We start from the raw sequence: 21766 nt of genomic DNA, 5'->3' as shown, positions 1-21766 counted from the left end.
TATGGTTGTTAAGTAGTATCCAAAAATCTAAAAAATATATGTATTATCCAACAATTATAGCATTTCTTTTTCTGAAAGTTGTTTCAAATACAAAGCGGCATAATAGCCTTCTTGATTTATCAATTGATTATGAGAACCTTGTTGTATAATTTCACCCTTTTCGATGATGATTATTCTATCGGCATTTTTAGCAGATGAGACACGATGGCTTACAATTATAGTTGTTTTGTCTTTGCAAATTTCATACAAGTTGTTTAATATAGTTTCTTCGGTTTCTGTATCTACTGCAGATAAACAATCGTCAAAAAGTAAAATAGGAGGATTCTTAATAATTGCTCTTGCAATAGAGACCCTTTGTTTTTGACCTCCGGAAAGTGTAATTCCTCTTTCGCCAAGAATGGTTTCGTATTGTTTATTAAAGCCCATAATATTGTCATGGACAACGGCACTTTTAGAGGCTGATTCCACTTCTTGCATAGTCGCATTCTCTTTGCCAAACATGATATTATTCTTGATGCTGTCTGAAAATAAGAACGCATCTTGCGGAACGATACCAATGCTGTTTCGCAAATCAAAAAGATTAACGGTGCTTATTTCGCTTCCGTCAATGGTTATTTTTCCATCTGTTACATCATACATTCTGGAAATTAGGGATAAAATAGTAGATTTTCCGGAGCCTGTTTTTCCTAGAATAGCTAAAGTTTCTCCTTTTTTTACGGTGAAAGAAATGTTTTGCAACGCTTTGATATTAGTATCTTCGTAAGTATAGCTTACATTTTCGAAAGAAATAGAACCTTCAATCACTGATTTATTCAGATTTTTATTTTTTATCTCCGGTTCGATTTTAAGGAATTCATTCAACCTTTTTTGAGAAGCTTCGGCCTCTTGAACCATTGAAGAAACCCAACCTAAAGATGCTACAGGCCAAGTAAGCATATTGACGTACAAAATAAATTCGGCAATTGTTCCAATGCTTTTTATAGAGCCGTTGATGTACATTAAACCACCAAAATAAATTACAACTAAGTTACTGATTCCTATCAGTGCCAACATTAACGGTCCAAATAAGGATTGCACTTTGGCCAAATTCAAGCTTTTACTTTTGCTTTCATTGGCTAAATTCACCATATTATTTTGATGTTGGTTTTCTAATGAATAGGCTTTTATCACTCGGATTCCTGAAAATATTTCTTGTGAAAAACTGGAAACTTTAGATAAATATTGTTGAAAAATGGTGCTTCTTACATTGATTTCGGAACTCAGTTTGAAAATAGCGTATGATAAAATTGGTAAAGGAAGTAATGTGTATAAAGTCAATATTGGCGATACATTATACATATAGACAATTACTATTGCAAAACGAATGACGGTATTTATGGTATACATTACGGCTGGTCCAACGTACATTCTTACCTTAGAAACGTCCTCACTGATTCGGTTCATTAAATCTCCAGTTCGATTTTGCTTGTAGAAGTTCTGCGAAAGATTCTCATATTGACGGAATACTTCGTTTTTTAAATCAAATTCTATGTGGCGTGACATCACAATTAAAGTTTGTCTCATTAAGAAAGTAAGAAACCCGGCAATAATTGTAGTAGCAATAATCAATAGGATATTCGAAATTAATTCTTCGTGAATAACTGATTTGGCTACGGTTTTATCTTTGGCGAAAGCCTCAATGACCTTGAATGATTTGCTAATCAACTTGGGTGTGAAAAGCATGAATATTTGTGCGATAATGGTAAAAATAATTCCCAGTAAGAAGCTGTATTTGTATTTGACGAAATATTTATTTAAATAACGTAATTCTTTCATTTTTTAAGATATTCTATGTTGAAATGATTTTATTTTTTAAAATAATTGTATTTTTTAATAATTTTAATGTTGAATTGCTAGCGAGCTAAATTATTGATTTGATAATTTTTAAACAAAAAATCAATACATATTCATTTTTTGTTTAAATTTGGATTGTCTTTTTGACGAATTCGTAATTTATCACTATAAAAACTTACACTATGAATGCAGCTTTCACAACTGGAAAGGAACTTCAAAAAATGGATCCCGTTTTTGGTCAATTATCATTTGATGATCACGAACAAATTGTATTTTGCAACGACAAAGATACAGGTTTAAAAGCAATTATTGGTATTCATAATTCGGTTATGGGACCAGCTTTAGGTGGTACTCGAATGTATAATTATGCAAATGAATGGGAAGCATTGAACGATGTATTGCGTCTTTCTCGCGGTATGACTTATAAGGCAGCGATTACAGGATTGAATATTGGTGGAGGAAAAGCAGTGATTATTGGAGATGCTAAAACGCAAAAAACTCCTGAGTTGATGCGTAAGTTTGGTGAATTTGTACATTCTTTAAGCGGAAGATATATTACGGCTGAAGATGTAGGAATGGAAACCGCAGATATGGATATCGTTAGAGATGTAACGCCTTATGTTACCGGAATTTCTGAATCAAGAGGTGGTTCTGGGAATCCATCACCTGTTACAGCTTACGGTGTGTATTTAGGTATGAAAGCGGCTGCAAAACAACAATTTGGTTCTGATGTTTTGAGTGGCAAGAAAGTTTTGGTTCAAGGAATTGGTCACGTTGGCGAAACTTTAGTTGATTATTTGACAAAAGAGGGAGCGATAGTAACCATTTCGGATATCAATGAAGATAGATTGTATGAAGTGGGAGCGAAGTACAATGCAGAAATTTTCAGAGGAGAAGATTTGTACAGTGCAGATGTTGATATTTATGCGCCTTGTGCGATGGGAGCAACATTAAATGACAATACAGTTTATAAAATCAAAGCAAAAGTAATTGCTGGTGCTGCTAATAATCAATTGGCTGATGAGAATGTTCATGGTGCAATTCTACAGGAAAGAGGCATTCTTTATGCTCCGGATTTCTTGATTAATGCAGGTGGAATTATCAATGTGTATGCTGAATTAGCGCATTATGACAAAGCGGAGATTATGCGTAAAACAGAAAATATCTATAACACTACATTAGAAATATTTGATTTTGCCATTGCTAACAAGATGACAACACATCATGCTGCTTTGACTATTGCTCAAAATCGCATCAATCAAAGAAAAATAGAAAACAGTAAAAAGTAAAAAATAGTACTCAGTTATCAGTATTCAGTGAGCAATTTATTGCCGTTCACTGAATGCTGCTGATTGAAAACTTTAAAATAAGCGATTATATATTTTATTTTAAAAAATGAAATACTTATTTTTGCAGACTAATTAATAAAAGTTCTTACAAGGTGGTAAATAGAAGACACATTCGCGTTAAAGTAATGCAATCCATTTATGCGATGCATCAAAGCGGTTCAGATAATCTGGAAAAAGAAGAAAAATTCCTTTTTTACAGTATCGACAATATTCAAGATTTATACCTTATAATGCTTTCTTCCCTGATTGAAATTTGTAAAACAGAGACTGTCTTTTTACATAAATCTAGTTTGAAACATCTTGCAACTCCTGAGGAACGTAAACCCAACGAAAAGTTCATCAAAAACAGAATCTTTCAAATCCTTGCCGAAAACAATTCATTAAGTATTGCGCTGGAAAACCGTAAAATCAATAATTGGTCTTTAAACGACGATTATATTTTACTGCTTTTGAATGACGTAAAAGCAAGTAAATTGTATGCGGATTACATGAGTAATTCAGTGAGTACATTTGAAGAAGACAGACAATTTATCGTTGATTTATTCATGGATGTAATTGTTCCAAATGAAAAATTATACGAATATTTAGAGGATGATAAGTTAACTTGGGTTGATGATATTCCATTAGTGAATACGCATATTATCAAGCAATTGAAAGCCATTAAGTCTGGTGAAGATGATAATTTCAGAGTTCCAAAATTGTATAAAGACAATGAGGATAAGGATTTTGTTAAAGATTTGTTCAGAAAAACGGTCTTAAACGAAACGGAATTAGCCAAAGAATACCTTGATAAAACACCAAACTGGGATACTGAAAGAATTGCCGAAATTGACACCATTATTCTTAAAATGGCAATCTGTGAATTTTTGAAATTCCCATCTATACCAGTAAAAGTAACTCTTAACGAATATTTAGAAGTTGCCAAAGAATATTCTACGCCAAAAAGTAGTATTTTTATCAACGGAATTTTAGACAATTTAGTAAAAGAACTGGAAGCCAGCAAAAGAATCATTAAAGCTGGTCGTGGTTTAATGTAATAATTAACTAATAAAAAAAGAATTTAAATTATGGAACAATTAACTCAATTTGCACCGTTTTTATTAATGTTTGTGGTAATCTATTTCTTCATGATCAGACCACAACAGAAAAGAGCGAAAAATGAAAAAGAATTTGAAAGCAGCTTAAAAGTAGGTGATAAAATCATCACAAAAAGTGGTCTTCACGGAAAAGTTTCTGAGTTAGCGGATACAACTGTTGTTGTTGAAACGATGTCAGGAAAATTGAAAATGGAGCGTTCTGCTATTTCTATGGAAATGAGTGCAGTATTGAACAAAAAATAATTCTCATTTTAATGAATTAAAAAAGTCCCAACCGATTATTCGGATTGGGACTTTTTTTTGGATAAAAAATATCCTTATTTTTTATTCTTTTTATTCTTCTTCGCTTTTTTTGATTTTGCTTTGGCTTTTTTAGCTTTTATCTTGGCTTTAACTTTTGCTTTCTTAGCTTTATCCTTTTTGGCTTTTTTTGCCTTTTTGACTTTTGCTTTCGCTTTTTGCTTAGCTTTCTCTTTTGCGTCGGCTTTTTTAGCCTTTTTCTTGTCTTTATCTTTCATCTTTACTTTGGTTTTAATCTTGTTTTTACTTTTTTTCTGATTTGAAACGTCACTATCATCATTGTCTTCTAGATCAATAGTCGAAATTTCTATAGTTTCTGTTATGATTTCTTCAATTACAGGAACTATAATTTCAGCGGGTTCCACTTCAGGTTTAACAACTTTTGTTCTTCGAGCTCTAACTGGCTTAACAATTTCAGGTTTTGCCGGAGATACTGGATCAGTTTCCGCTTCTTTCTTTGGTATCATAATTTATAGTATTAGTTTTTATGCAATTAAACGAATAGTTATTCTGGTGTTACTAAATTGTTACGTGGTTGTAAGTAAATATAGTGATTTAATAGACTGGTCAATGTTAAGTTTTTCAGAACGATTTAGCTAATTTATTCTGTTTTACAACAAATAGTAACCTAGGGAGGAAGTGTTTTCTTTTTTTAAAGAAAGAGATTGTGTAAAAGATTATGGGAGAACAAAGAGCTATTCTAATATGATTTTGAACAAAAAAAAGTCCCAACTCTGAGTTTCAGAATTGGGACTTAATTTTATCGGTATTTATCATTCAAACCAATATTTTCTTTTATCATCGGTTTGATTTTTTCAATCCTGGAACGTTTGGTTTCTTCTCGTTTTGCAGTTTCAATATATTCTAAAAATTCATATTGTTTGTAAGGAGAGAATTTTAGAAAAGCATCTGCTAAATTGGCATCTGCATCTAATTCCTTTTGAAGAAGTTCAGAAACGATAGGTTCTTTTTTCTGTGGTTTACTATTCTTTCCTTGTTTTTCATTGGCAATCGCTTCATGAATGTAATCTAAAACTGCTGCTTCATTGACTTCTTCTTTTGATGAAAATCGCCATTGTCGCAATGATTTGGTAACGCCTTCTTGCGCATTAACCAAAACCTTTTTTTTATCATGCAATAAAACACCATTGAAAAACCAAATCGCAAAGTAATTTTTGAATCCTCCAATTCCGAGTACGTTTTTACCATTCAAGACATAAACAATACCGCCCCATTTGGTTGTTTCCACAAGTTCCGTTTTGACAATAACTGATTTTAGAAGTTCTAATTCTTCTGACCAACTGTTATTTCTATCCCAGATATGAGTCGTTTTTGAAGGTTCCAAATAGATTATTTTTTAGAAGAATCTTCTGTAGCTGTCAATTCAGCAATTTTTACAATTACTTCAACTGCTTTTTGCATACTTTCTACAGGAACATATTCATATTTTCCATGAAAATTGTGTCCGCCGGCAAAAATATTTGGGCAAGGCAACCCTTTATAGGATAATTGAGAACCGTCAGTTCCACCACGAATAGGTTTTATAAGCGGTTTAATTCCTATTTCTTTCATTGCTTTTTCAGCAATATCCACAATATGTTTCACAGGTAAAACCTTTTCTTTCATATTGTAATATTGATCTTTAATCTCAGTGATAACGATGTCTTCACCAAATTGTTTTGCAAATTTCTTATTGATTTTTCGAGCGATTTTCTCGATTAGTTCTTTGCGCTTTTCAAATTTTTTCTTGTTGTGGTCGCGGATGATTAATTCCAATACGGTTTCTTCAATACTTCCATTCAGATGATGTACGTGAAAGAAACCTTCATAACCTTTAGTTTCTTCAGGAGTTTCTCCTGCTGGAAGTTCATTAATAAAAGCATTGGCAATCAACATAGAATTGATCATTTTTCCTTTTGCATAGCCAGGATGCACGCTTTTTCCTTTGAAAGTGATTTTAGCGCCAGCCGCATTAAAATTTTCATATTCTAATTCGCCTATTTGACTTCCGTCCATTGTATACGCCCAATCCGCTCCAAATTTCTCTACATCAAAATGATGCGCACCACGGCCAATTTCTTCATCAGGTGTAAAACCAATTCTGATTTTTCCGTGTTTGATTTCAGGATTGTTAACAAGGAATTCCATTGCAGTAACAATCTCGGTAATTCCGGCTTTGTCATCAGCGCCCAAGAGTGTTGTTCCGTCAGTAGTTATTAAAGTTTGCCCTTTGTAAAGCAATAAATCTTTGAAATAACTTGGTGATAACACAATATTTTTTTCTGCATTTAATACAATGTCTTTACCATCATAGTTCGATACAATTTGAGGTTTTACATTGGCTCCAGTAAAATCAGGGGAAGTGTCAAAATGAGAAATAAATCCAATTACAGGAACTTCATGATTTACATTACTTGGCAAAGTAGCCATGATATATGCTTTTTCATCAATTGTTACGTCCTGCAATCCAATTGTTTTAAGTTCTTCAACCAGTTTATTGGCTAAATCCCATTGTTTTGCTGTACTTGGCGTACTTTCTGATTTGTGGTCAGATTCAGTATCAATAGTTACGTAACTGATGAAACGGTCAATTATATGTTGCATTTTAAATTTGTTTTAATGCAAATATAAACATTTTTTCAGGAGCTTTTTGAAGTTAATCAGCAACTAAATCTTGCAAATTAAAAATAATAATTGCATTGTATAAACAGCAATAAACAATGCTGTTTTTGGGTCAAAATCAACTTTTTTACATAAAAAAACCACCCGAAGGTGGTTCAAATTAATCTCTCATTTTATGCAGTTTTTCTTCTGCTTTATCTAGATCGCCTTCCAGCTTATTTATTTTTATTTGTCGCTTACTGATTTTGATATTTTCTTTTTCAATTTCAGTAGAACTAAGTTTACCTTTTGATTTTCTCTGTTCAAATTTTTCTTTGAGTTTTATTAAATATCTTTCCTCATCTGAGATTTTTGTTTTTATCTTACTAATCGATTTCTCACTCGAAAGAATTTTGTCTTGTCGTTTATCAAAAGCTTTTTGTTTTTTTTCAAAATCTTTCTGCTCTTTTTCAATTTTATTAGCTTCTCTTAGCGCTTTTTTCTCCAATTTCATTTTGTCCTTGAGTACTTTAGCTTCTTTTTTTAATGCTTCTTTTTCGGCAGTCGTTGCTAATTTTGCTGCTACTTCTGGAGCAACTTTTATGGTGTCTTTGATTGTTGTAACCGTAGTAATCGTAGTTTTTGTGGCTAACTTTATCGTGTCTGATTTAGTTTCTTGAGCAAAGAAAAGTTGAAAACTAGAAAGCAATACTACAGTGAGAAATAATTTTATATTCATGGCTATGTGTTTTTAAGTTGATGAAAATTGATGTTCAACACTAATTTATTTATTACAAGATAAGAAAAATCATTGAAAAAATCATTTCTTATTTTGTGTTGAGGATGTTGAGTCAATATTTTTTAATTTTAAATCACTAGTAGTCAATCGTTTGTTTTTTATTGGTGTAAAGTTTTTGTGCTTTATTTAACTACTGTTTATTTTAACTATTTCTTCTTTGGCTGAAGCCAAATCAAATGTTGCTGTATAATTTTTTTTCGAAATATTTAATTATCGATTAGATAGTTCTATTTTTGCACCAACAACACTACAACCATGTATAAATTACTCATTCGTCCATTTCTATTTTTGTTTGATCCGGAAAAAGTTCATTATTTTACTTTTTCATTGATTCGATTTTTGTCCAAAATTCCAGGTTTTACTAGCCTTTTTAGATTGCTTTACGAAGTAAAAGATTCAAGATTAGAAACTGAAGTTTTTGGTTTAAAATTTAGAAATCCAGTTGGACTTGCTGCTGGGTTTGATAAAGATGCCAGGCTGTATAAAGAATTGTCCAATTTTGGTTTTGGTTTTATTGAAATAGGAACGTTAACTCCAAAAGGTCAGGAAGGAAATCCTAAAAAACGATTGTTTCGTCTGAAAGAAGATAGCGCAATCATTAATAGAATGGGGTTCAATAACGGCGGTGTTCAAGAAGCGGTGGAACGTTTGAAACAAAATAAAGGCGTTTTAATAGGGGGGAATATTGGTAAAAATAAGTTGACACCAAACGAAGAAGCCACTTTGGATTATGAAATCTGTTTTGATGCATTATATGATTATGTGGACTATTTTGTGGTGAATGTAAGTTCCCCAAACACGCCAAATCTTCGAGCGTTACAAGACAAGGAACCGTTGACACAATTGTTGCAAACCTTACAAAATAAGAATTTGGCTAAGCCAAAGCAAAAACCAATCCTCTTAAAAATCGCTCCGGATTTGACAGATGAACAGTTGCTTGATATTATTGATATTATCAAAGAAACTAAAATTGCGGGCGTTATTGCCACAAATACTACCATTTCTCGTGAAGGATTACAATCCGAGAATAAAACAGAAATGGGCGGTTTGTCTGGTAAACCATTAACGCATCGTTCTACTGAAGTCATCCGTTTTTTATCTCAAAAAAGCAATAAAGCCTTCCCAATTATTGGAGTAGGAGGAATTCATTCTGCGGAAGATGCAATAGAAAAATTAGATGCAGGAGCAAGTTTAGTTCAGTTGTACACTGGTTTTATTTATGAAGGTCCGGCTTTGGTGAAAGCCATAAACAAAAAGATTTTAGAAAGATTGTAATATTTTATTTTTGAAGGTACTTTTCAAGATTTAATAATGTCTCCTTTGATTAAACGTATGATAATTCAATTATAATTTAAAAATCAAGTTTAATTCTAAAAGTTTAATATCAAATTGTTACCAAATTGCCTAATATTTTAATTTATTACCGAAATATGTAATAATGTCAATTTTAGAAAATTTGAAACGCATCATTTAAAAATTCTTAATTGTTTTTCTATCTTTGGCTTTCTATGGAGCCAATAAAAATTATAGAATGTCCACGTGATGCCATGCAAGGCATAAAGCCTTTTATTCCTACGGCAAGAAAAGTGACTTACATCCAGTCTTTGTTACGTGTAGGTTTTGATACCATAGATTTTGGAAGCTTTGTTTCGCCTAAAGCGATTCCGCAAATGCAAGATACAGCAGAGGTATTGGCACAACTGGATTTATCTCAAACCAAAAGCAAATTATTGGCAATTATTGCCAATACGCAAGGAGCAACTCTGGCTTCAAATCATCCCGAAATACAGTATTTAGGATTTCCTTTTTCGATTTCTGAGAATTTCCAAATGCGGAATACCCATAAAACGATTGCCGAATCGTTAATTACATTAAATGAAATCCTTGAAATTGCCGATAGGACAAATAAGGAAGTAGTAGCCTATCTTTCTATGGGATTTGGTAATCCTTACGGTGATCCTTGGAGCGTTGAAATTGTAGGCGAATGGACTGAGAAATTAGCATTAATGGGAGTTAAAATCTTGTCACTTTCGGATACGGTAGGAAGTTCAACACCAGATGTGATTTCGTATTTGTTTTCGAATCTAATTCCGAAATATCCCAAAATAGAATTTGGTGCGCATCTTCATACTACGCCTGATAAATGGTTTGAGAAAATTGAAGCGGCTTATAAAGCGGGTTGCCGTCGTTTTGATGGTGCTATTCAAGGTTTTGGCGGATGTCCGATGGCAACAGATGATTTAACGGGTAATATGCCTACGGAGAAGTTATTATCTTATTTTACTTCGCAAAAAGAAAAAACAGACATGAGTCCTATGAGTTTTGAAAGTGCTTACAATGAGGCTTCTAAGTTATTTGGTGAGTTTCATTAAAATTAAAAAATGATAATTGTACTTGAACTCTAATCTTGAAAATAATAAGTTTATGAATGATACGTTAGTTATACAGTTCCCCAATTTACTTTTAATAGACTAATATGATGCAACTACGGACCATTCATAGAATCCTAAGTGTACTAATTCTAATCTTATTTTCGTCTTCATGCGCAAGTGATTTAGATTACAATCAAGTAAATGATATAAAGTTAGAACCTGTAATTATATCAAATTTAGCTTATTTTGATGTTGAGGCAAATCAGTTTGTAACTGGCGGAGTAGAACAAAACGTAATTTTTGATGCCCCAACTGTCGATGTGTTCAGCGAAAAATTTTTCACGGAAAAGTTAAATAGAATCGATCTTTTTTTTGAAATTAACAATACCATAAATAGAAGTTACAGAATAGACTTAGTGTTTCTGGATAGAAATAATCAGCCAGTTCATTCCTCAAATTTTTTCGTACCTGCTTACTCCGGTGCAGAAAATATAGTTACTAAAAATGAAACATTTCAAAATGCTTCACTGGATTTATTAAAAAGAACAATTAAAATTACTTTTAGGCTCACCATGTTAGCAGGTCCTCCATTAAGCGAAAGCAGTGTAGGAAATTTAAAATTACGTTCAGGAGTAACCGCTTATTTTGTAGTAGAATGAGAAAAATAATTTTAATTTTTGCTCTATTTCTAACAATAGGTTGCTTTTCACAGAACAAACAAATTCTATATAATTTCACTTCAGTGCCTCAGTCTTTGCTGACTAATCCTGGGTCTGATGTCAAGTACAATTGGTATTTTGGGATTCCTTTGTTGTCTGGTATTTCCATAAATGTAGGTTCCAGTGGATTTTCGGCGTATGATTTATTTGCAGATAACGGAGTCGACTTTAATGTGAAACTGAGAAATGTAGTATTCTCCACTACAAGAAAAGACAGAATGGCCATAAACGAACAAATAGAATTATTTAATGGCGGTTTTAAAATAGCTGGAGAACAAGGAGATTCCTATGTTTCTTTTGGTATGTACCAAGAATTTGATTTTATGAGCTATGTTCCTAAAGATATTGCAATTTTGGTTTTGGACGGGAATAGAGATTATTTGGGAAAAGTATTCAATTTAGGCGATTTGAATCTAAAAGCAGAAATGCTATCGGTTTTTCATCTGGGATTTCATAAAAAGATAAATGAAAAATTAATTCTAGGAGCGCGAGGAAAGATTTATTCCAGTATTTATAATGTTAACTCCACTAATAATTCAGGATATATTTATACAATTCCCTCCACACAAGGTATTTATGAGCAAATGATTTATTCGGATTTGCAATTCAATACATCAGGGGTTGCTAAATATGATGATGAAGATTATGATCCAAATGTGGTAAAAGATATTACTAAAAGAGCCCTTCTAGGCGGTAATTTAGGTTTGGGATTTGATGCCGGTTTAACTTATTATCCAAAGAAAAATATTCAATTTACTGCAAGTGTGATAGATTTTGGTTTTATAAAACATACTAATGAAGTAGAAAGTTTGACTTTCAAAGGAACTTATAAATACGAAGGAGTTATTCCCAAATTCAGTTCTGGAAATTCAGCAGAAGATGGCTATCAAGAATTTAAGGATGCCGTTCCTTTAGACACCTTGTATGCTGATTATACAACTTGGCGACCTACAAAACTCAATACTTCCATTCAGTTTTCATTCGAAGAAGAAGTCTCCGAAGATTGTAATTGTCTTAATTATGATCCTGAAACTATTTATAAAAGTGCTGTAGGTGCTCAATTATTTGTAATGTCTACCCCGAGAACACCTTTAGTAGCTTTTACGACCTATTACAGAAGAAAAATTTTCAATTCGTTGCAAATGAAAGCAACTTATACCATAGATTCTTATTCCTATAAAAATATAGGATTGGGTTTGTCCAGTATGTTTGGACCGGTTAATTTCTATGTTCTTGCCGATAATCTTTTGGAATATAGGGATGTCACTAAAGCCAATAGTCTGTCTTTTCAGCTAGGTCTTAATGTTATTTTTAAGGATAGTAAAAAATAATATTGGTTTTTATTTGAGTCTTTGTCGTTTAAATCCTTTGTAAATTTCTATCCAAAGTACCGAGACAAATCCCACTAAAATACTCAGACAAATTTGTAACCCAGAAACCCTTTCGAACTCGAAAAAATGAGCAAATAAGGGGACAAATAGCAATAAAACAGTAATTAGAATGGTTGCGCCAATAATCATTAGAACTAAATTATTTTTATAACGTAAAGTTGTAAATATTGAATAGTAAAAAGAGCGGTTGGTGAGTGTCAAGAAAATATTGGAGGCAATCAAAGTGAGGAATACAACAGTTCTTGTGGCGCTTTCGGAGCAATTGTCAGCAACACAATATTGGTAGACAAATAAAAGTCCCAAAGTGATGACAAACCCTTGAATAATACTTATCGTTATTTCTTTCAGTTTAAAAAAGGTCGTGGTAAATGGTCTTGGTTCTAGGAGCATCAAATTGCGTTCCATAGGTTCATTTTCATAAATTATAGAACAGGTAGGTCCCATAATTATTTCCAGAAAAATGACATGAACCGGAGAGAAAATATTGGGATAAATCCATCCTAAAGCCAAAGGAATGAAGACAATCATGATAATTGGAATGTGAATCGAAATGATGTATTGAATCGCTTTTTTTAGATTGTTATATATTTTTCGGCCCATGGCAATAGCGTCAATCATTTTTGAAAAATCATCCTCAATAAGGATAAGATTGGCGGCTTGTTTGGCAATTTCGGTTCCCTTTTTGCCCATAGCAATTCCTATGTGCGCTGATTTTAATGCGGGTCCGTCGTTTACGCCATCACCAGTCATGGCTACAATTTGATTGTTATCTTTCAGCGCTTTTATGATTTTGAGTTTGGCTTCAGGAAACATTCTTGTGAAAATGGCAGTTTCCATTACTTTTTCTTTCAAAGTGGCATCGTCCATCGCCATTAATTCATCTCCATTGAGTGTTTTTTCTACGTTTCGAAAACCAATTTGTTTGGCTATAGTGGCTGTTGTCGCTGCATTGTCACCAGTAACTATTTTTACTTGAATGCCTGCCTTATAAAATGTTTCAAAAACGGCTTTTATATTCTCTTTTGGTGGGTCATAAAAAGCGACCAGTCCTTTGAAATCAAAAGAAAATTCCTGTTGCGTTTCGGGATAATTTGTTCCTGAAAATTCAGCAACGCCAACACCCAAAACGCGAAACCCTTTCAGAGCCATAGTTGTCATTGCGGCAAGTACTTGTTGCGTTTCTTTTCCGGATAGATTAGAGCATGCAATTAAGGCTTCGGGCGCACCTTTGGCAGCAATAATTTTGGTTCCATTTTGGTTTTCAAAAATATGGGTCATCATGGGAGGTTTTCCGCATAATGGATATTCATGTGTCAATTTGAATTGGGCTCGTTCATCTGGAATTTCTAATTTTGAATACGCTTCATGTAATGCAATTTCCATGGCGTCAAACGGAATAGGTTCACTGGCCCACATGGAAAGCGTTAATAATTCGAGTTCGTCATTACTTAGCTGTTTCTTTGGATTAGATATTTCATTCGATGAAAAAGTGTACCATTGCGCCAAACTCATTTTGTTTTCGGTGATAGTTCCTGTTTTATCGGTGCAAATTACGGTGGCACTGCCCAAGGTTTCTACCGTTTTCGTTTGTTTGACAATAATTCCCATATTCATCAAGCGCCAAGCACCAAGTGCCATAAAAGTGGTAAAAGCTACTGGAATTTCTTCAGGGATGATGCTCATTGCCAAGGTCAAGGCTTTTAATAAACTGTCTAGAACATCTTTGGAATTATAATAATTAATAATCCAGACGATACCAAAAATTGCCAGTCCCACAAAAGACATCTTTTTTACAAAGTTCCCAATTTGTATTTGCAAAGGCGTTTTTTCTTCGATAATCGTTTCCAGACTTTTGCCTATTTTGCCTAATTGGGTTTGGTTCCCAATGGCTGTTACTTCACAAATGGCTAAGCCGCTGGTGACAATTGTTCCAAGATATACCTGATTATTTTCAGACGTTTCATTTTTAAAGACAGCCAGCGATTCACCGGTAAGAATGGATTCATTTATGGAAAAATCATTAGACTTGATAATGATACCATCTGCGGGGATAAAGGTTCCTTCTTCGGTTTGAATGAGATCACCCAAGACAATTTCCTCACTTGGGATTTCTATAATTTCGCTATTGCGAATGACTTTACTTTTGGGTTGAGATAGTTTTTTTAAAGCTTCGATTGCATTTCTGCTTTTTGATTCCTGATAAAGTGATATCGTAGAAACCATTACAATAGCAACAGCCATAAAAATTCCGTTGCCAAAATCGCCTGTGATAAAATAAATGCTGGTAGCGGTCAAAAGCAATAAAAACATAGGTTCTTTAACCATTTCGATTAAAGAAGTGAAGAAGTTGTTTTTGTCCTGATGCGCTATGGAATTTGCTCCATGTTTTGCTCTTGATTGCAAGACTTCATCATTTGAAAGTCCTTTTATTTGTTGTTGCGGTTCTTTCATAGCAAAAAATAAATGAATCAAATTTCACAGATTATAAAAACGGAAGAAGTTGGATTAGAGAAAACTCCATAGTGCAATTTAATCATTTATTATAAAATTTACTCGTTTTTTTGCATAAGATTGTCTATATTTGCACGCAATTAAACTCCAACTACAATTGCAATGATCGCACACAACTCTAAGATTATCGGTGAAGGATTAACTTACGATGATGTTCTATTAGTTCCCAACTACTCAAATGTGCTTCCTCGCGAAGTGAGTATTCAATCAAAATTTTCAAGAAATATTACACTTAATGTTCCTATTGTATCTGCTGCTATGGATACAGTTACCGAAAGTGCAATGGCAATTGCTATGGCGCAAGAAGGCGGAATTGGTGTTTTGCATAAAAATATGACTATCGAGCAACAAGCTGCGAAAGTTAGAAAAGTAAAACGTGCGGAGTCTGGAATGATTATCGATCCGGTTACTTTGCCACTGACTTCTACTGTTGCAGATGCTAAAAGTGCAATGAAAGAATTTGGTATTGGAGGTATTCCAATTGTAGACGAAAACCAAATATTAAAAGGAATCGTTACCAATAGAGATTTGCGTTTCGAAAAAAATAGTTCAAGACCTATTGTTGAGGTAATGACCAGTGAAAACTTAGTAACTGTTGCCGAAGGTACTTCTCTGGAACAAGCAGAAGTAGTTTTGCAAGGTCATAAAATTGAAAAACTTCCAGTAGTAAATGCTGATTATAAATTAGTGGGTTTGATTACGTTCAGAGACATCACTAAATTGACTCAAAAACCAAATGCAAACAAAGACAAATACGGACGTTTACGTGTTGCTGCTGCATTAGGTGTTACTGCAGATGCTGTTGAAAGAGCTACAGCTTTGGTTAATGCCGGAGTAGATGCAGTTATAATCGATACCGCTCACGGTCATACAAAAGGAGTGGTAGATGTACTGAAATTAGTGAAAGCTAAATTTCCTGACTTAGACGTTATTGTTGGTAACATTGCCACTGCAGAAGCAGCTAAATATTTAGTTGAAAATGGCGCAGATGGAGTAAAAGTAGGGATTGGACCTGGTTCTATCTGTACAACTCGTATTGTTGCGGGTGTTGGTTTTCCTCAATTTTCTGCAGTACTTGAAGTTGCTGCAGCGATTAAAGGTACTGGCGTTCCAGTAATTGCTGATGGTGGAATTCGTTACACAGGTGATATTCCTAAAGCGATTGCTGCAGGTGCTGATTGTGTGATGTTAGGTTCATTACTGGCTGGTACTATGGAATCTCCTGGTGAAACTATTATTTTCGAAGGAAGAAAATTCAAGTCATACCGTGGAATGGGTTCTGTTGAAGCGATGCAAGAAGGTTCAAAAGACCGTTATTTCCAAGATGTGGAAGATGATGTTAAGAAATTAGTACCGGAAGGAATTGTAGGACGTGTGCCTTATAAAGGAGAATTGAACGAAAGCATGCAACAATTCATTGGTGGTCTTCGTGCCGGAATGGGATATTGTGGCTCAAAAGATATTCCTACTTTACAAGATACAGGTCGTTTTGTTCGTATTACCGCAAGCGGAATCAACGAAAGTCATCCTCATAATGTAACTATTACAAAAGAAGCTCCTAATTATTCTAGATAATTTATAGTTTTAAAATCATAAAAAAAAAGCATAATTAATTCCGTTTTAGGGTTTTAATTATGCTTTTTTATTGCTTTAAACTTTAGTCCTGCAATTCAGAGGAGTCAGACAAGTCAGCCAGATTGTTTTTTAAATGTTGGCTGTCCCAACTGTGATTGGTTGCTGCAACTTGGGAATAAATATCACTCTTTAATAACTGTTCCTGTAATTCAATTTCTTCTTTAATTGTAATCAGGTACGCCATTTTATCATGGCGTTTTTCGGCTAATTTACGTGTGGTAATTTCATCGTATTTTATAAATTGTTGCCCTTGTCTGGTTGCCGTATATTTTCTAAGTCCTAATTCTACTAATGCATCAACACCCATATTCACAGCACTGTATAAAGTTTCTCTGTAAATATGTTCCACTTTATGATCGATTAATTCATAGGCGTCATTTCGGTTTCGGGCACGTGTTAAAATTTTTAAATTTGGAAAGTGCTTCTTTAAGGTTTCTATGACTTGAAGATTTACGGTTGGATTATCTATAGCAGCGATGAAAACTTTAGCATTTTCACAACCGGCAGCTTTCAGTAATTCCAATCGGGTTGCATCTCCATAATAGACTTTAAAACCCATTTTTCGTAATAAATCGATTCGGTCTGAATCATAATCAAGAATAGTTGATTTTATTTGATTAGCTCTCAATAATCGACCGACTGTGCTTCCAAAATGCCCAAAACCAGCTATAATAACAGGGTTATCCTCGTCAATATAATCATTGTCTTTTTTTATTTCTTTTTCCTGAATTCGGGTGTTTGGATATATTATTCGCTCATTTATTAGTAACAGAAAAGGAGTTGCAACCATACTCATGGCTATGACTGCCATAATTTGATTGGCTAAAATATTGGGTATAATATTCAATTGCATGCAGAAACTCATGATTACAAAACCAAATTCTCCAGCCTGACTCAAACCAAATGCAAACAGTAAATTTTGGTCTAGTTTCTTTTTATAATACCGACTGGTAAAAAATAGAACGATGAATTTCACTAATGTTAGAATCGCTCCAAAAGCAAAAATAAATAATGGATTGTCAATAATTAATTGAAAGTTTATTGAGGCACCTACGCCCAGAAAAAACAATCCCAAAAGCAATCCTTTAAATGGTGCAATATCGCCTTCTAATTCATGGCGAAATTCAGAGTTGGCTAATACGACACCAGCCATAAAAGCACCTAACGCAGGACTTAATCCAATTAATTGCATCATATACGAAACACCAACGACGAGGAGTAATGCAGAAGCAGTAAACAATTCTTGTAATCTGGTTTTTGCGATTATATGCAATAAAGGAACAAACAAAAAACGGCCTGCAAAATAAATTGTCGAGATAATTCCGATTACGATTACCGTTTGCAACCAGCTCGCATAACCTGTAATTAATGATTGTGGCGCATCATTTGTAGCCTCAAGATTTACGGTTGACAAAAGAGGTAAAAAGGCTAAAATTGGGATTACGGCAATATCTTGAAAAAGTAAAACTGCAAATGAGGAGCGCCCTACTGAAGTATTTGATAATCCTTTTTCTTTTAAGGTTTGCAATACAATAGCAGTAGAAGATAATGCCAGCGCCAGTGAAATCGCTAATGTAGTTTCCCATCTCCAGTCCATAAAAAAGAGACATCCTAGAAATAGTATAATTGTCGTTCCAATTAATTGCATGGAGCCCATTCCAAGAATGAATTTCCGCATTTTCCAAAACTTGCTTGGTTCTAATTCAAGACCAATTAAAAAAAGCATCATTACCACACCAAATTCTGCAAAATGCATTATATCCTGACCTTCCTGACCAATAAAACCAAGTACAAAAGGACCAATGATTATGCCCGCCAATAAATAGCCTAAAATAGAACTCAAGCCTAATTTTTTAGCAATTGGTACGCAAATTACGGCAGCAGTTAAATAAATGATTGCCTGAAGCAAAAAATTAGTATCCATATTATGTCAGTATTGTTGCAAACCATTCATTCAAGTAATGGTGTTGCAAAATTTCATCCGTATCTATATCATGATTCTCTAAATAGTCCAGAAAATAGCCATAAATCAAACCATTTTTTTCATAATCTTCATCGGTCATATTATGTGTTCCATGTACTACAAAAGGAGGTAAGTAGATCATATTACACACTTTTGCAGTTTGATTAAAAGGTTCCAATAATTCAAGAATACTATAACGATCACTACCCGTTTCGCAATAATTTTCCTTGTCGCCACCAGTAGTTATCACCTGAAAAATAATTTTATCCTGTAATGCTTTTCCCTTTTTTCCATAAGCCCAGTTATGTTCCAGTACCATATCAATCCATTGTTTCATTAATGGCGGACAACTATACCAATACATGGGATGGTGCCAAATGATTATGTCATGCTGACTTAATAAATCTTGCTCGAATTTTACATCAATATCAAAATCAGGATAATGTTCATACAAATCATGAAAAGTGATGTTTTCTGAATCGGGAATGTTTTCCACCAAAGCTTTATTCGCATGAGATTTCTCGAATAGCGGATGTGAAAATAGGATTAAGATTTTATTTTTTGGCATAAATTTATTTTAACTATTTAAAAGAATTATTGTGTTGATTTACACTGTTTTTATGAAAATAAAACTGCTCTAAGGTATAAAATATTGCTTAATCTTAATAATTTACTATCATTCAAATATTTTTTTTAACGATAAACAAAAAATCCCGCTAAACAAAATCTAAAGTTTCGTTCAGACGGGATGTATTTAGAATCTATAATTCAGGATTGTATTAATTCAATCAAAATGGATTGTGAAAAAAATGCTCTTATTTAATTTTTGGAAAGATTGGCTAATAATTTTTTGCTGCCCACAATCCAAAGAATATCATTTTTTTCTAAAATCAATTTTGATTCTGGGTTGAGTATTCTCTTTCCTCCTCTTTCCAAGCCAACAATCAAGCCGCGAGTTTTTTCACGTAATTCAGAATCACGGATGCTTTTTCCAATAAATGCTTCGTTGATGAGCTCTAACTGTTGTAATACAATATCAGATTCAGTTTCCAATGGTGAAACATCAATCTCATTTTGGTCCAAGTATTTTTTAAATGCTGCCACCTGGGTATCAGTACCAATGACACAAATTTCATCGCCTGGAAAAAGTCTTTCGTTTCTACTAGGAATATTAATCGTGATTTCTCCTCGCTTAACAAATGCGATATTAATTCCTAATTGCTCGCGAATACTTAATTCTTCTAATGTTTTTCCAGCAATATTTGAGGTTGGAGCAATTTCAAAAGTGGTCATGTGTCCGTCCCAAGGTGTCAAATCACTACGACTTCTTACCGCTTTTTTAATTTCTCGGGCGTTTAAATTTTGCAAAAAGTGATTTTCAATTTTGTGGTACTGTGCATTTAATTTTTTTGGAAAAACAAAATAGACTACTACAGCTGCAATCAGTACTAAAAAAGCGATTACAGGAGAGAAAAAGATATTCAATAAAAATCCAATATAAATGAGGGTCAATATCATTCGCAGTAAAATCATCATTAGTATTGGCCCTCGATATTTGCGCTCTTCCCTTAAAATAGCCACTTGTTTAACTGCAATGCGACGCAAAGAAAGTGCCCATAAGAAAGGGGATAGTATCACTAATGTAATTAATGCGGCGAATATGTTTCCAAATTGTGATCCTTGAACTAAAGGTAAAATGAATTTTGATGAAAGTAAAATGACGGCCACTATAATCACGGAATGGATAATTACTTGAGTCAGAAATGCGCGAACAACGATTTGCCAGTTGCTTACTAATTTTATGGATTGTGCATTGGCACTGTAGCGTTCAATTTTTTTAATCCATTTTCTAGGTAGTTTTTTCTCCAGATATTCTGAAAAAGGAGTGGCAAATTTCACCATAAAAGGAGTCGTAAAAGTGGTCACTGCTGACACTGCCACCACAATTGGATATAGAAAATTACTGGTTACATTGAGTGTCATTCCTAATGTTGCAATAATAAAAGAAAATTCCCCAATTTGCGATAAACTCATTCCAGTTTGTACGGATTGTTTTAGTGGTTGTCCCGAAAGTAAAGCTCCAATTGTTGAACTTACAGATTGTCCTATAATCACTACGAACGTCAGAATAGCAACAGGCAAGGCATATTCATATAAAGTTCCCGGATTGATCAACATTCCAACGGATACAAAGAAAACGGCACCAAAAAGGTCTTTAACAGGTTTTACCAAATGTTCTATGTGTTCCGCCTGAGTTGTTTCGGCAATGATGGAGCCCATTATGAAAGCGCCCAATGCAGGAGAAAAACCAACATTGGCAGCCAGAATAACCATCATTAAACACAATGCAAGTGAGATGATTAACAGCATTTCGTCCGTTAATATATTTTTGGCTTTTTTAAGTAAAGTCGGAATAAAAAAGATACCGCCAACAAACCAAATGGTCAAGAAAAAGATTAGTTTAAGAACGGATAATAACAATTCACTTCCTGAAAATTGTTGACTTACTGCAATTGTAGAAAGCAATACCATCATCAAAATGGCAACTATATCTTGAACGATAAGTGAACCAATAACGATTCCCGCAAATTTTTGGGTTTTTACGCCCAATTCATCAAATGTTTTTAAGATAATGGTAGTGGATGAAATCGAAAGTATAACTCCTAAAAAGATACTGTCCATCGGTTTCCAGCCAATCCATTGTCCCACTAAATATCCGATGGAAACCATCGCAATAATTTGTGTTACAGCAGTAATCGATGCGGTTCCACCCACTTTCATCAGTTTCTTAAAACTGAATTCCAGTCCCAAACTAAATAATAAAAAGATTACACCAATCTCTGCCCAAACTTCTACACTTTTAATATCTTTTACGGAAGGGAAAAAATCAAAATGATTTCCTGCCAAAAATCCGGCAATTAAATACCCCAGAACCAGCGGTTGTTTTATTTTTTTAAATAACAAAACTGCCACTGCAGCTGTCATCAGGATTAATCCTAAATCACTAATTAGAGGTTGTAAGTGGTGTGATACATTTGCTACTGTTTCTGCGGTATTCATAGGCGTTTACTGATTTTTAAGGTTTTTGTGTATATTGGTAAGATATAAAAAAACTTTAATTTTTGAAGTATAATTGCAGCTGAATACAGCTTTTTATGATTTTTTTAGCAATAAAAATCCCGTTGAAAAGAAATAA

17 protein-coding genes are annotated in these 21766 nt (G+C 33.7%); 8 read left to right on the top strand and 9 right to left on the bottom strand.

Translation table 11 applies throughout. The features are described 5' to 3' along the window. Positions 1 to 54 precede the first annotated feature (54 nt). Positions 55 to 1815 (bottom strand): ABC transporter ATP-binding protein, encoded by a 1761-nt coding sequence (locus Q1W72_RS03645; RefSeq protein ID WP_302137408.1) that lies wholly within the window; start codon positions 1813 to 1815, stop codon positions 55 to 57. A gap of 200 nt (positions 1816 to 2015) precedes the next feature. Between Q1W72_RS03645 and Q1W72_RS03640 the strand changes: the two genes are divergently transcribed. The 3 genes from Q1W72_RS03640 to yajC all read left to right on the top strand — a co-directional run bounded on the left by Q1W72_RS03640 (position 2016) and on the right by yajC (position 4522). Continuing rightward, positions 2016 to 3122, top strand: a complete 1107-nt coding sequence (locus tag Q1W72_RS03640; protein ID WP_099715974.1) for a Glu/Leu/Phe/Val dehydrogenase — start codon at positions 2016 to 2018, stop codon at positions 3120 to 3122. A gap of 185 nt (positions 3123 to 3307) precedes the next feature. Continuing rightward, a complete protein-coding gene (gene nusB / locus Q1W72_RS03635; protein WP_302137916.1) occupies positions 3308 to 4219 on the top strand; it encodes a transcription antitermination factor NusB in 912 nt (303 codons plus the stop codon). A gap of 30 nt (positions 4220 to 4249) precedes the next feature. Beyond that, positions 4250 to 4522, top strand: coding sequence for a preprotein translocase subunit YajC (gene yajC / locus Q1W72_RS03630; RefSeq protein ID WP_099715973.1), 273 nt, complete (start codon positions 4250 to 4252; stop codon positions 4520 to 4522). A 74-nt stretch (positions 4523 to 4596) separates the two neighbouring features. Here the strand turns inward: yajC and Q1W72_RS03625 are convergent, their stop codons facing one another. The 4 genes from Q1W72_RS03625 to Q1W72_RS03610 all read right to left on the bottom strand — a co-directional run bounded on the left by Q1W72_RS03625 (position 4597) and on the right by Q1W72_RS03610 (position 7919). Next, complete coding sequence (locus Q1W72_RS03625; protein ID WP_302137407.1) at positions 4597 to 5046, bottom strand: hypothetical protein; 450 nt, start codon at positions 5044 to 5046, stop codon at positions 4597 to 4599. Positions 5047 to 5339: 293 nt separating this feature from the next. After that, positions 5340 to 5924 carry a YdeI family protein gene (locus Q1W72_RS03620; RefSeq protein ID WP_099715972.1) on the bottom strand — a complete coding sequence of 195 codons (585 nt, stop codon included), beginning with the start codon at positions 5922 to 5924 and terminating at the stop codon, positions 5340 to 5342. Positions 5925 to 5929: 5 nt separating this feature from the next. Next, positions 5930 to 7183: a peptidase T gene (gene pepT / locus Q1W72_RS03615; protein ID WP_302137406.1), complete on the bottom strand. Its 1254-nt coding sequence runs from the start codon at positions 7181 to 7183 to the stop codon at positions 5930 to 5932. 178 nt (positions 7184 to 7361) lie between these two features. Then, positions 7362 to 7919 carry a hypothetical protein gene (locus Q1W72_RS03610; RefSeq protein ID WP_099715970.1) on the bottom strand — a complete coding sequence of 186 codons (558 nt, stop codon included), beginning with the start codon at positions 7917 to 7919 and terminating at the stop codon, positions 7362 to 7364. A 315-nt stretch (positions 7920 to 8234) separates the two neighbouring features. Here Q1W72_RS03610 and Q1W72_RS03605 point away from each other — a divergent pair, with 315 nt between their 5' ends. The 4 genes from Q1W72_RS03605 (at position 8235) to Q1W72_RS03590 (ending at position 12401) form a co-directional block, all read left to right on the top strand. After that, a complete protein-coding gene (locus Q1W72_RS03605; protein WP_121341458.1) occupies positions 8235 to 9254 on the top strand; it encodes a quinone-dependent dihydroorotate dehydrogenase in 1020 nt (339 codons plus the stop codon). A gap of 233 nt (positions 9255 to 9487) precedes the next feature. After that, on the top strand, positions 9488 to 10351 hold the full coding sequence (locus Q1W72_RS03600) for a hydroxymethylglutaryl-CoA lyase (RefSeq protein ID WP_302137915.1): 864 nt from the start codon (positions 9488 to 9490) through the stop codon (positions 10349 to 10351). Positions 10352 to 10455: 104 nt separating this feature from the next. Continuing rightward, positions 10456 to 11010 (top strand): hypothetical protein, encoded by a 555-nt coding sequence (locus Q1W72_RS03595; RefSeq protein WP_302137405.1) that lies wholly within the window; start codon positions 10456 to 10458, stop codon positions 11008 to 11010. Further along, positions 11007 to 12401, top strand: a complete 1395-nt coding sequence (locus Q1W72_RS03590) for a DUF5723 family protein (protein WP_302137404.1) — start codon at positions 11007 to 11009, stop codon at positions 12399 to 12401. The genes Q1W72_RS03595 and Q1W72_RS03590 overlap by 4 nt, the downstream gene beginning before the upstream one ends. A 9-nt stretch (positions 12402 to 12410) precedes the next feature. Here Q1W72_RS03590 and Q1W72_RS03585 read toward each other — a convergent pair whose 3' ends face one another. Continuing rightward, positions 12411 to 14912: a cation-translocating P-type ATPase gene (locus Q1W72_RS03585; protein ID WP_302137403.1), complete on the bottom strand. Its 2502-nt coding sequence runs from the start codon at positions 14910 to 14912 to the stop codon at positions 12411 to 12413. Between the two features lie 162 nt (positions 14913 to 15074). Here Q1W72_RS03585 and guaB point away from each other — a divergent pair, with 162 nt between their 5' ends. Beyond that, positions 15075 to 16547 carry an IMP dehydrogenase gene (guaB, locus tag Q1W72_RS03580; protein WP_099715965.1) on the top strand — a complete coding sequence of 491 codons (1473 nt, stop codon included), beginning with the start codon at positions 15075 to 15077 and terminating at the stop codon, positions 16545 to 16547. 82 nt (positions 16548 to 16629) lie between these two features. Here guaB and Q1W72_RS03575 read toward each other — a convergent pair whose 3' ends face one another. From Q1W72_RS03575 to Q1W72_RS03565, 3 genes are all read right to left on the bottom strand, one after another. Beyond that, positions 16630 to 18531 carry a monovalent cation:proton antiporter-2 (CPA2) family protein gene (locus Q1W72_RS03575; RefSeq protein WP_121341468.1) on the bottom strand — a complete coding sequence of 634 codons (1902 nt, stop codon included), beginning with the start codon at positions 18529 to 18531 and terminating at the stop codon, positions 16630 to 16632. Position 18532: 1 nt separating this feature from the next. Beyond that, on the bottom strand, positions 18533 to 19138 hold the full coding sequence (locus Q1W72_RS03570; RefSeq protein ID WP_099715963.1) for an NAD(P)H-dependent oxidoreductase: 606 nt from the start codon (positions 19136 to 19138) through the stop codon (positions 18533 to 18535). Between the two features lie 251 nt (positions 19139 to 19389). Continuing rightward, entirely contained in the window at positions 19390 to 21630 is a 2241-nt protein-coding gene (locus Q1W72_RS03565; protein WP_282744280.1) for a cation:proton antiporter, read from the bottom strand. Positions 21631 to 21766 lie beyond the last annotated feature (136 nt).

Source organism: Flavobacterium sp. ZE23DGlu08, from assembly GCF_030505335.1.
Taxonomy (GTDB): domain Bacteria; phylum Bacteroidota; class Bacteroidia; order Flavobacteriales; family Flavobacteriaceae; genus Flavobacterium; species Flavobacterium algoritolerans.
The sequence above is the reverse complement of the archived record's forward strand: the minus strand, read 5'-3'. Positions and strand labels throughout refer to the sequence as shown.